Annotated in this window: 9 protein-coding genes and 1 riboswitch; of the genes, 4 read left to right on the top strand and 5 right to left on the bottom strand. The window is 71.4% G+C overall.

Features of this window, described 5'->3' with window-relative positions:
* Positions 1-88: 88 nt before the first annotated feature.
* Complete coding sequence (locus BLR04_RS23360; RefSeq protein WP_090769011.1) at positions 89-952, bottom strand: LysR family transcriptional regulator; 864 nt, start codon at positions 950-952, stop codon at positions 89-91.
* Between the two features lie 109 nt (positions 953-1,061).
* Between BLR04_RS23360 and BLR04_RS23355 the strand changes: the two genes are divergently transcribed.
* The 3 genes from BLR04_RS23355 (at position 1,062) to BLR04_RS23345 (ending at position 5,386) form a co-directional block, all read left to right on the top strand.
* Positions 1,062-2,156 carry a zinc-binding dehydrogenase gene (locus BLR04_RS23355; RefSeq protein WP_218129124.1) on the top strand — a complete coding sequence of 365 codons (1,095 nt, stop codon included), beginning with the start codon at positions 1,062-1,064 and terminating at the stop codon, positions 2,154-2,156.
* Positions 2,157-2,255: 99 nt separating this feature from the next.
* Positions 2,256-4,169: a SpoIIE family protein phosphatase gene (locus BLR04_RS23350; RefSeq protein ID WP_090769007.1), complete on the top strand. Its 1,914-nt coding sequence runs from the start codon at positions 2,256-2,258 to the stop codon at positions 4,167-4,169.
* A gap of 273 nt (positions 4,170-4,442) precedes the next feature.
* Positions 4,443-4,588: riboswitch (cyclic di-AMP (ydaO/yuaA leader) on the top strand.
* A 12-nt stretch (positions 4,589-4,600) separates the two neighbouring features.
* Complete coding sequence (locus tag BLR04_RS23345) at positions 4,601-5,386, top strand: glycoside hydrolase family 25 protein (RefSeq protein WP_090769005.1); 786 nt, start codon at positions 4,601-4,603, stop codon at positions 5,384-5,386.
* A gap of 331 nt (positions 5,387-5,717) precedes the next feature.
* On the opposite strand, the gene BLR04_RS23340 is transcribed toward BLR04_RS23345, so the two are convergent.
* Entirely contained in the window at positions 5,718-6,152 is a 435-nt protein-coding gene (locus BLR04_RS23340) for a CBS domain-containing protein (protein ID WP_090769003.1), read from the bottom strand.
* Positions 6,153-6,360: 208 nt separating this feature from the next.
* On the opposite strand from BLR04_RS23340, the gene BLR04_RS23335 reads away from it, so the two are divergent.
* Complete coding sequence (locus BLR04_RS23335; RefSeq protein WP_090769001.1) at positions 6,361-6,921, top strand: hypothetical protein; 561 nt, start codon at positions 6,361-6,363, stop codon at positions 6,919-6,921.
* Between the two features lie 11 nt (positions 6,922-6,932).
* Here the strand turns inward: BLR04_RS23335 and BLR04_RS23330 are convergent, their stop codons facing one another.
* The 3 genes from BLR04_RS23330 to BLR04_RS23320 form a co-directional block, all read right to left on the bottom strand.
* Positions 6,933-7,964 carry a LacI family DNA-binding transcriptional regulator gene (locus BLR04_RS23330; protein WP_090769105.1) on the bottom strand — a complete coding sequence of 344 codons (1,032 nt, stop codon included), beginning with the start codon at positions 7,962-7,964 and terminating at the stop codon, positions 6,933-6,935.
* Between the two features lie 142 nt (positions 7,965-8,106).
* A complete protein-coding gene (locus BLR04_RS23325; protein WP_090768999.1) occupies positions 8,107-10,890 on the bottom strand; it encodes a carboxypeptidase regulatory-like domain-containing protein in 2,784 nt (927 codons plus the stop codon).
* Positions 10,891-10,932: 42 nt separating this feature from the next.
* Positions 10,933-11,706: a cupin domain-containing protein gene (locus tag BLR04_RS23320; RefSeq protein ID WP_245740429.1), complete on the bottom strand. Its 774-nt coding sequence runs from the start codon at positions 11,704-11,706 to the stop codon at positions 10,933-10,935.
* Between the last annotated feature and the right edge of the window lie 29 nt (positions 11,707-11,735).

Here is an 11,735-nt window from a genome sequence, read left to right as displayed (position 1 = left end):
ATGTTTCCCATGAGACATTCCCGATAGGACGCCATGAGCAATGCTCAGTCTCCTATTTCGCAAAATGTCGCCCAGCAGCGACCCCTCGTCAGGGCCGGCGCGCGGCGGCGTACAGCTCGCGGGTCATCTCGACGAGGGCGGGCAGTTGGGCGGGCGGGTCGTCCTTCCACCAGGCCAGCCGGACCTCGATCTCGGGGGCGTCGGTGACGATCCGGTAGGCGACGCCCGGCCGCGGGTTCTGGTTGGCGGTGGCCTCGGCGGTCATCCCGATGGCCTGGCCGGCGGCGATCAGCGTGAGCCATTCGTCGACACCCTCGATCGTGCGGGTGCGCGGGCGGGCGTCGGGCGGCCACAGGTTCGGCGTGGTCGTGCCGCTGCGACAGTCGATCGCGATGGTGTGGCGGGCGAGGTCGGCCATCCGCAAACTGCGGCGCCTGGCGAGGGCGCTGTCGGTGTCGACCGCGGCGTAGCGGGCCTCGACGCCGACCGTGGCGACGTCGAAGCGGTCGTCGGCGAGGGGACGGCGGATCACGGCGACGTCGGCGATGCCCTCGCTGAGCCCGGCCGTCGAGGAGTTGGACTGCACGAACACGAGCGCCACCTCGGGATGGGCGGCGGCCCACGCCTTCTGCAGCCGCCGGGTGTGCTTGCCGAGGGCGGCGTAGGCGTAGCCGACGCGGAGTTCGGCGGAGGATGCCTCGACGATCCGGTACAGGTGGGCGACCTCCTCGAGGACCCGCCTGGCGTGCGCGACGACCCGGATGCCTGAGCCGGTGAGCAGGACGTGCTGCTTGGATCGTTCCAGCAACCGGGTGCCGAGAGCGGCCTCGAGGGCGGCGATCGAGCGTGAGACCGACGGCTGGGAGCAGCCCAGCGCGACCGCCGCGTCGGTGAACGTGCCCGCGTCCACGACCGCGACGAGCGCGCGCAGGTGGCGCAGCTCCATGTCCATGCGTCCAGCGTATGCATGGCACAAAGCACGTATTTCCGTCATTTGGCATGAATGCCGACACTGGCGGAGTGGCCGTCGTCCTACCCGGCACACGGAACGGAGTCGCACTGTGACCACCGCGGTTGTCATGAACGGGCCGAGAGCCCCGCTGGAGTCGCGCACGTACGACCTCCCGGAGCTGGAGCCGGGAGCCGTGCTGCTCCGGACGCTGGGCAGCGAGGTGTGCGGCACGGACGTGCACCTGTGGCACGGGCAACTCGCCGGCGTGCCGTACCCGATCATTCCCGGGCACGTGAGCGCCGGCCGGGTCGCCCGGCTCGGCCCGGGCGACCCGGCCCGCGACGTGTCGGGCGCGCCCCTGCGGCCGGGGCAGGTGGTCACGTTCCTCGACGTGTACGGCACCTGCGGCCGCTGCTGGTACTGCACGGTGGCCCACGCCACCACCCGCTGCCCGGCCAGGAAGGTGTACGGCGTGACGCTGTCGGCGGACGACGGGCTGTTCGGCGGCTGGGCCGAGCACATCCACCTCAAGCCGGGCGTGCACGTGATCCCGCTGCCGGACGCACTGGACTGGCGGGCCTTCATGGCGGGCGGCTGCGGGATGCCGACCGCCCTGCACGCGGTCACGCTCGGCGAGATCGCGTTCGGCGACACCGTGGTCGTCCAGGGCGCGGGACCGGTCGGGCTGTGCGGGGCGATCCTCGCCCAGTTGCGCGGCGCCGGGCAGGTGATCGTCGTCGGCGGGCCTGAGGTCCGGCTGGCGGCGGCCCACCGGTTCGGCGCCGACCTGGTGCTCGACATCTCCGCCCTGACCGCTGACGAACGCCTCGCCGCGGTCAGGGACGCCACCGGCGGGCGCGGGGCCGACGTGACGATCGAGGCGACCGGCGTGCCGGCGGCCGTCCCCGAGGGGATGCGGCTCACCCGGGACGCCGGCCGGTACGTCGTCGTCGGCCAGTACACCGACGCCGGGACGGCGACGGTCAACCCCCATCTCGATCTCAACCGCAAGCACCTGGAGGTCCGCGGCTGCTGGGGCAGCGACGCCGGTCATGTGTACCGCTCGGTCCAGGTGATGGCCCGCTACAACCGCCAGTTCCCGTGGGCGGAGTTGATCAGTTGCGAGTACGACCTCGGCACGGCGCAGTGCGCCCTCGAGGACGTGGCCGCCCAGAGGGTCGTGAAAGCGCTCATCGTCCCATGACCGTGTAGCGGATCAACAAGGAGGTCAAGCCCGTGCACCGACAGAACGGACAGATCCCCGACACCACGACCGTTCCCGCCCGACGCCGGTCGTCCTGACATGGCCGTCCCAACGCCCCGGAAGTCAGAGCGGGACGTCCGCGCCCTCACCGTCGTCGACGCCGAAGGCATCGTGACCGGCTGGACCCGAGCCGCCGAGGAACTGCTCGGCTCGCACGCCGCGCACGTCCTCGGCCACCCCGACCGCCGGCCGGAGCGGCCCGGCAGCCACCCGGTCGTGCTGCGCCTGGACGGCCACCGGCTGCGCACGGCCGCGGAGCATGCCTCGTGGGTGCTGCCGCTCGGCTCCACCGCGCTGCGCGACTCCGTGGCCTCGATCCTGGAACCGCTCATCCGCCACTCCTCCATGGCCATGTGGGTCTGCGACACCGCGCTGCGCTGCGTGTGGCGCAACGAGCCCGCCCGCGGCATGGAGCAGCGCGTGCTGCGCGGGGTCGCCTGCGCGGACCTCGCGCGGCTGCAGCGCCGGGTGCTGCGCGACGGCGCTCCCGTGATCGACGCCGGGGTGCAGCTGAGTTCGCCGGACACCGTCGTCGATCGCACCCTGTCGGTCTCGGTGTTCCGCGTCGAGAACGTCCACGGCGAGCCGGTCGGGGTCTACACGCTCGCCATCGACGCCTGCCGGAGCCGGACGGGCGAACGCCTGGCCCTGGTCGCCGAGGCCGGCGCCAGGATCGGCACCACGCTGGACGTCATGCGGACCGCGCGGGAGCTGGCCGAGTTCGGCGTGTCGGCGATCGCCGACTACGTCACGGTCGATCTCGTCGAGTCGGTGCTGCCGTCGGACGAGCCCCTGGAACGCCTGGCCGGCACGGGACCCGGCATCCCCGTCTTCCGCCGCGCGGGGTCGGCCTCCAGCCGTCCCGACATCCCGCTGCTGCTGTGGAAGCCGGGAGAGGTGGTGTTCGTGCCTCCCGACTCGCCGTGGACGAAGGTCCTGGCCACGGGCCGCTCGCACGTCGAGGCCACGATGGGGCTCGATACCAGCGACTGGTTCGACCGCGACCCGATGCGTGCCGCGTTCACCCGCCGGTACGGGCTGCACAGCATGATGATCGTCCCGATCCGGGCGCGGGGGGAGACGCTGGGCGTCACCGCGTTCGTCCGCGCCGACAACCCTGAGCCCTTCACGCAGGACGACCTGTGCCTCGCCGAGCAGTTCGTCGCCCAGGCGGCGCTCTGCCTCGACAACGCCCGCCGCTACACCCGCGAGCGCACCGCGGCGCTGGCGTTGCAGCGCAACCTGCTGCCGCGCCGGCTCTCCGGCGGCGACGCCCTGGAGGTCGCCCACCGCTACCTGCCCTCGGGGGTGCACGGCGGCGTGGGAGGCGACTGGTACGACACGATCCCGCTGGACGACGGCCGGATCGCGCTCGTCGTCGGCGACGTGACCGGGCACGGCGTGGACGCCGCGGCCACCATGGGCAGCCTGCGCACCGCCGTACGGACGCTCGCCTTCATGAACCTGTCGCCCGCCGACCTGCTCGCCCGCCTGGACGACGTGATCATGCGCATGAACGAGGAGGACTCCCCCGCCGACTGCGAATCGCTCATCGGCATGGGAGCGACCTGCCTGTACGCCGTCTACGACCCCGCGACCAGGCGCTGCGTCCTGGCCACCGCCGGCCACCCGCCGCCCGCGCTCGTCGCGCCGGGCGGCGCGGTCGCCTTTCCCGAGCTGCCCGCCGGCACGCCCGTGGGCCTCGGGGCCGGCGCGTACGAGCAGGTGACGGTGGATCTCGCGCCGGGCTCGCTGATCGCGCTCTACACCGACGGTCTCGTCGAGACCCGCCACGCCGACATCGACGAGGGCATCGCGCGGCTCGGCGCCGCGCTGCCCGATCCGGCGCTTCCGCTGGAGTCGATCTGCGGCATCGTGATGGACGCCATGGTGACGGGACGGACTCACGAGGACGACGTGGCTCTGCTCGTGGCCCGTACGCGTCCGTCCTGATCGAAAACAGGCAAATCACAGTTGTCACAAAGGCACTGTTCGCCCCAGTTGAAACGTCGCAGGTCGCGCTGAGCGGCGAAACTTTACCTGGCTCATAACCCCGGCGGATACGGGGTTTCCGACGCCTTTATAGGCAAAAATCACGCGAACCCGATACCTACCACTTGCACTGCCCTTAGGGAGGTGCATACCTTTTTGCCTAATCGCGGCAATGGTCTGAGGGCCTGACGCCGCCATCGTTGACAGGACCGTACGCCAATCCCCATCCGGGACGGTGTGCGACCGCCGAATCCGCGCCTGCGGAACCGGGGACCCACCTTCTCCTGGGGTGAATCGGATACCAGCGCCAAGCTGCTCCCGTAGGGCACTTCCACGCCCGAACCCGACAGCTAACCCGGTAGGCGGCATGGAAGCAAGGAGTCAATGTCCTCATGCTCAAGCCCTGGCTTGCCGCATTCTCGCGTACGTCCCCTCTTCTTCCCGCCAAGAAGCGCCTCGGCCTCGCCGTCGGCAGCGCCGTACTGTGCGCCGGCACCGCGATCGCCGGTGCGCCAGGCGCGGCGCTGGCGGCCACGGCTGACCAGGCCCCCACGCAGTCCGTCGCGCAGTCCGCCGGGCAGCAGGAGGCCGAGCCCCTCACCTACGGCCTCGACGTCTCCAACTACCAGCCGGACTTCGACTGGAACACCAGCCCCGCCCAGTTCGGCATCATCAAGGCCACCGAGGGCCTGACCTTCACCGACAAGTCGTTCGCGCGGCACTGGCAGCGGCTCGGCAAGAAGGGCATCGTCCGCGGGGCGTACCACTTCGCTCACCCCGACGACGACCCCGTCGCCGAGGCCAAGCACTTCCTGGCCGTGGTGAACTCGCAGCCCGCCAAGCCCGGCGACCTGCTCGTCCTCGACCTGGAGACCACCGACGGCGAGTCGGTCAGCCACGTCAACGCCTGGGCCAAGACCTGGCTGGCGTACGTGAAGCAGCAGACCGGCATCACCCCGATGTTCTACAGCTCCTGGAACTTCGCCAACCGCTACGGCGCGGGCCTGGAGCAGTACCCGCTGTGGGTCGCCGACTACAACGGCGCCAGGGGCCAGATCTCCGCACCGGCCAACTGGAAGACCTGGACGATCCACCAGTACACCGACTCCCCCATCGACCAGAACGTCTCGACGCTCAGCGTCGCGCAGCTGCGCAGCCTGGGCCGCAAGACCGCCTGAGCGACCGGACAACGTGACGGCCGGGGGGGCCACCTGCACGGCCCCGGGACACAGGCCGACCGCCACGTCACGCCCGGCAGGGGCAGCTCTCCGCCGACAGCCACCCGCGTCGGACATCAGAGAGCGGCCCCTGCCGGGCCTCCCTCATTCAGACGCCAGGTACGTCGAAGTCTCCTGGGTGCGGGGTGACCTCGGCGGCGGCCTGCAGGACGGCGCCACGAGCACCCCACGGCGTTGACATGGAGAAAGCCGCGGCCGTGAGGTCGCGGCTTCCTGGTGGACCCTCACCGGGCGCCGGGCCCGATGACGGTCGTCGAAGGACGTGTGCCGGTCAGGCCGGGGCGTACACGCGGTGGACGAACTCGGCGAGCTTGTTGTCGGGCAACTCCTTCGCCAGGTCCGACTCGCTGACCATGCCGACGAGCCGGTGGTTCTCGATCACCGGCAGCCGCTTGATCTGGTTCTGCTGCATCTTCTGCAGCGCCTCCTCGAGGCCGGCGTCGGCGGCCACCCACACCAGCCCGCGGGCGAGTTCGCCGGCCTTGGTCGAGTCGAGGTCCTTGCCCTCGGCGCAGCACTTCACGACGATGTCGCGGTCGGTGATGATGCCCTTGAGCCTGTCGTCCTCACCGCAGATCGGCAGCGACCCCACCGACATGTCACGCATCATCTCCGACGCGTTGCGCAGTGACTCGTTCTCGCCGACGCACGCGGCCCCTCTGTGCATCACGTCCTGGACGGTCTTGCCGCCTCCCGAGGTATCCATATCGGCCTCCCGTTGTAGGCGATGGCGTCCTCGCATCCCCCTACCCGCGAGATGGGCGCTAATCAGGCCGTTGCCGCGAGGGCAGGGGTGTCCGGTACGTCGGTGTTCCATGGCCAAAGCAGACGATGCCACCGCCTACCGCGATTTTTCCCTGACACGGAGACAGCGTCCGGCGAGCCGCCCGCCCCTCGTTGGGATGCTCACAGCTATGACGCTGGAGGAACAGGACCGGGCGGCGGGCCCGGCGGACTCACCGGAGCTCGCGGCCGAGGCACGTGCCGCCCGAAGCCGGTATCGCGAGCTGCTGGACCGGCTCGACACCCAGCTCGACGAGCCGGGCACGGCGATCTCGGCCGACGCGCACGTCGCGGTGGCCGCCCAGCTCGCGTTCGTGCACGCGGTCGAGGTGGCCTCCCTCCTGTGGGGCGGCAGCCTGGAGGACAAGGCCGCCGAGCTCGTCGAGGGCGTGTGGGACGGGGCGCGCCTCGACGTCGCGCGGGAGAGCTGCGCGCGCAGCATCCGCACCGGGTGGTCGGCGAACCTGGCCGACATGCTGGAGGAGTGCGACCTGGACGAGCAGGTGCCGCCGCGGGCGGCGCAGGCGCTCGCGGCGATGCTGGCCGCCGGCCTGGCCCACGCCCAGGTGGACCCCGACCACTGGCCGCTGCGGGAGATGGCACGGAACGTGGCGCGGCAGGCCCTGCAGTCGGCGGTGTCCGGCCGCCGCGACGAGGCGATGGCCCGCTGGTTCGCCTCCCTCGGCCGCTGACCCCGCTGCGCTCAGCGGGTGGGGCGGCCGGGGGTGCTGGCGCGGAGGACGACGTGGGTCGGCAAATCGACGACGGCCTCCTCGTCGTGCGACAGCGCGAGCAGCACGGCCCGGACGCCCGCCTCCCGTAGCGGCACGGCCACGGAGGTGAGCGCGGGGACGACGTCCACGGCCGAGGCGATGTCGTCGAACCCCGCCACCCCGATGTCGGCCCCCGGCACGACCCCGGCATCGCGGAAAGCCGTCATCGCGCCCACGGCCATCACGTCGTTGACCGCGAACACCGCCTCCACGTCCTCGAACCCGCGCTCCACCAGCCGGCGCGCCGCCTCGTAGCCGCCCTCGCGGGTGAACCCCGTTTCGATCGCGAGCGGCTCTGGGACGCCGGAGCCGCACAGGCCCGCGACGAAACCCTCGTGCCGGTCGCGGGACGTGCGGACCGACGCCGGCGCATGAAACACCGCGAAGCGCCGGTAGCCGACGCCGAGCAGCGCCCGAGCGAGCCGTTCCGCCCCGCCCCGGTTGTCGATCGTGACGGTGGCGAACGGCAGGTCTCGTTGGCTGATCAGGATGACCCGGCCGCCGGCCGTACGGTACTGCCGCAGCTCCTCGATGAGGGCGTCCCTGGTGCCGGCGCCGTCGACGCGGCTGCCCGCGACGATGATGGCGCGGGGCCGCTGCCCGCGCAGGGTTCTGACGATCTCCAGTTCGCGTTCCGGCGGGCCGTCGGCCACCGCCATGGTGACGATGAGCCGGTCGGTCTCGGCGGCCCGCGTGACCCCGGCGGCGATGGCGGAGAAGTAGGGATCGGCGACGTCGCGCACCACCAGCGCGACCGTACGGGTCGAGCCCTTCGCGATGGCCTGCGCCGACAGGTGGGGCTCGTAACCGAGCCTGGCGGCCGCCGCCCGCACGCGGGAGGCGTTCTCCGACCGGACATTGCGCGAGCTGCCGTTCAGCGCGCGGGACGCCGTGGCGACGGAGACGCCCGCCTCCCGGGCGACGTCATGCAGCGTCGGCGGGGACTTGGGCCCGTCATGCATGCCGGTCATTGTGACCCGACTTCCCTCGACACCGAAACTCGCGCGGTCCGGTATCCACCGGTTGGGTGATGGATGTTGGGTACTCCTTCCGCGAGGGCCCGCTCCTCCCCGAGGAGCAGCGGGCCCTGGTCGTCGATCGGCGTCACGCGTTCGTGACGCCCTCGACGGCGAATCCCTGCGAGACTCGGAAGTCGTCGATGACGACGCTGCCGTAGTTGGAGCTGTTGGCGTAGTACTCGACCTGCGCGACGCTGTCCAGCGGGGCGCGGAACGCGGCGTCGTCCAGCACGCGCCGGCCGTCGAGGTAGAGGTCGAAGCGCTGGTTGACGGTGTCGATCACGACGGAGACGGTGTACCACCGGCCCGGCTCGTACGCGCCGATCGTCCGGGTGGCCGTGCCCTCGTAGGCGACGACGGTGTTCTTGGTGAACGCCACGCTGACGGCGTTCTGCCCGTTCGTCCCCCTGATGTAGGGCACGCCCCACCAGTGGTTGCCGGACGTGTACAGCTCCTCGCTCATCACCTTCGCCTCGACGGTCACGATGCCGTTCAGCGCGTACGTCCCTGACACGCCGGTGCTGCCGCTGTTGGCGGTGCGGGTGAGCCTGACGCTCTTGCCGTCCGGCGTCCCGACAACCTCCACGCTGCCGCCGGCGCTGCTCACGGTGAGGCCGTCGCCACTGGTCAGCGGCCCGTCCGGGAGGTCATCGAAGGTGTGCGCGGCCACCGCCTCGGCCTCCGGGAACAGGAGGAGCAGCGACCCGGCGTCGGTCGCCGTGACGGGTTCGACGGTGATCCCCGTCCGGGTGGCCGCCAGGTGGCCGGTCGCCTCGGCCCGCACCGCGTACCCCTCGCCCATCGGCACGCCGTCGACGGTGAAGGCGCCGTCGGGGCCGCTGGTGGCGGCGGCGAGCGGCCGGGCGCCGTCGAGAACGGTGACGGTGGCGCCGGACAGCGGCCGGGCGGCCTGGTCGAGCACGCGCCCGGTGACCGAGCCGGCCGTGCTGTCGGGCGTCATGGTGAGGTCGGCCCTGGTGACGTTGCCGAAGCTGACCTGCGCCGTCGCCGTCGCGGTGGTGTACCCGTCCTTCACCGCCGTCACGGTGGCTCGGCCGAAACGCACGTCCTTGACCGCATACCGGCCGTCGGCGCCGGTGGTCGCGGTGCTGCCCGCGACAGTGACGGTCGCCCCGGCGACGGGTGCGCCGGACGGCGTGCGCACGACACCGATGACCGCCTCGCCCTTCGCGCCCTTCGCCGTGGCGTACTCGAAGGCGCCGAGGTCAGGGGCGCCGTTGTCGAGCGGACGGCCGGCGTAGTCATGTCCGCCGTTGTCGTCGATCACGGCGCCCGCGTCGATCGCCTGCGAGCCCGACACGACGCGCAGGCCGTACGCGGTCTCCAGACGGGGTCCCGTCTCAGGCGTGCCGTACGGGCCGTCGATCGGGGCGTCCGCGAACTGCGGGTCGGCAACCACCGCGGCAGTGTCGCCCGCCGGGACGGCGAGGTCGGCGCCGCCGTACAGGTTGTGGGCGTAGGTGATGGTGGGACTGGTCGTCAACGTCGCGGCGCGGGTGGAGTACAGGACGTTGTTCCGGATGTCGTAGCGCGCCTCGAGGTAGGAGCCGTACCCGTAAATCAGGTACGCCGACCTGTCGTTGTAGATCGTGTTGTTGTGGATGACGGCGCTCGCGGCGCGGTCGGAGTGCAGGTAGATCTGGTAACGGCTGTTGCCCGCGATGACGTTGTACCTGACGACGGCGTCGCCGAACGCGAACTGGCACAGCAGCACGCCGTCGCCGTTGTCGTGAATGTAGTTGTACTGGACGACGTGCCGGGTGGTGCCCTTGTCGGGGTCGATGCCGTTGGAGTCGGCACCACCGGCCTTCTGCTGGGTCTCGTACACCTCGTTGTACTGGATCGTCACGTCGTCGGAGAAGTACGACTCGATGCCGGAGGTGCCGGTGCGATACACGACGTTGTTCTCGACGCGGCCGCCGCGCACGTTCGTCAGGTAGACGCCGTTGCAGCCGTAGGCGGTGTCGGCCTGGGTGATGTGGTTGTTCCTGATGACGATGTTCGTGTGCGGGGTGAACTTCGGGTCGTTCGCGTTCACCCGGGTGCCCCAGCCGGTGGGCGTCGCGATGCGCTCGCCCGCGTCGTTCCTGCCGTCGCCGGTGTACTGCTTGACGACGATCCCGGCGAACGACGTGTTGGCGACGGTGGAGTTCTGGACGACCACGTCGTTCAGCACGGTCGGCCGCTCGGGCGGCGCGGTGATGTCGGGCACGGTCGTGTCGAAGACGATGCCGCCGGTCTTCTTCGAGCCGTCCCAGCCGGTCTGGAAGCGGACGCCGGGCGCGTTGTCGGCGATGCTGCCGCCGATCCAGTTGACCTGGCCGGTGACGTCGTGGACGGCCACGCCGTCGATGACGAACCCGTCGAGGGTCTCGCTGTTGTCGCCGGAGACGTGGATGCCGCGCAGGTCACGCAGGTTCTCGCCTGGGGTGCCGGTCGCGGGGACCTCGTTCGTCACCTCCAGGTTGCGGATGGTCCAGTACTCCTGGTTGAACAGCCGTACGGCGTCGCCGACCTGTCCAGCGCCGTCGATGCGGGGCCTGCCGCCCTTGCCGTAGGAGTCGACGGTGACGGGCGCGCCGCTCGCGCCAGAGCCCTTGGGCCACAGCTGGCCCTGCCAGCGCTGGCCCGCGCGCAGCAGGATGCGGTCGCCGGGGCGGAAGGTGGTCGCATTCACCTTCTCCAGGCTCTTCCAGGGGTGCCCCTGGTTGCGGCCGGAAGAGGAGTCGTCGCCGTGGGCGGCGTCGACGTAGTAGGTCGTGCCCCGCGGCGCCGCGGTGGCGGGCTGGGCGTGGAGGGTGAGTGCCGCGGCCAGCGCGGCACCGATGAACAGACGGACAGCGTGCATAGCCACGCTCCTCGTTGGGGGGGTGTATACGTCGTCGGTCGATCAGGTCGGGTCGGAGGTGTGGATGATCGGGTGGGCGACGTCGTGGGCGCGCAGGTGGCCGCACATGCCCCAGCGGTCCTGGGACGGGCTCTCCATCAGGGCGGCCTCTCCGAGGTGCGCGCCGTCGCCGCGGGCGAGCGCGTCGAGGATGCCGGAGGTGCGGCGCGCCTCGCGGGCGACCGTGTCCTCCCAGATCTCCCGCCATCGGGACGCTCTTGGTCGTACCAGGGCGACGGCGCTCGCGTAGAAGTCGCGCAGGGGGCCGAGGTCGCCGCGGGCGGCGCCGCTGGACAGCCGATGGAAGCCCTCGACGGCGAGCTCCCGCCTCCGTACGACGGCCGCCTCGATCTCCTCGGGCGTCCCGTCGGGCAGCGTCGCGGCCTCCGCGTAGCGGTCCGGGTCGCCGACGATCTCGGGCGGGAACGTCATGACGGCGTCGCCCGCCTCGGGCAGCCCGGCGTTCGACATGACGACCACCACCTCCAGGCCGCCCCGGTTGACGGCGCGGTGGATGGTGCCGGGCGTGAACCACACGGTCGAGCCCGCGCCCAGCTCCGTCTCGCGCGGGCCGCTCAGGTCGAGGGTGTGCAGCGCCCCCCGCCCTCCTACCACCACGTACGCCTCCGTGGACGCGGTGTGCAGGTGGGGGGTGCCGCCCTCCAGCCCGTCGGCACAGGCGCCGATCGCATACACCGACAGCCTGCTGACCGACGTACCGCCCGGGAACGTCACGGCATCACCGCCAGGGCCGCCGGGGTCGCCCGGGAACGTCACGGCATCACCGCCAGGGCCGCCGGGGTCGC

The sequence above is a fragment of the Nonomuraea maritima genome (assembly GCF_900100395.1).
GTDB lineage: Bacteria > Actinomycetota > Actinomycetes > Streptosporangiales > Streptosporangiaceae > Nonomuraea > Nonomuraea maritima.
The sequence above is the reverse complement of the archived record's forward strand: the minus strand, read 5'-3'. Positions and strand labels throughout refer to the sequence as shown.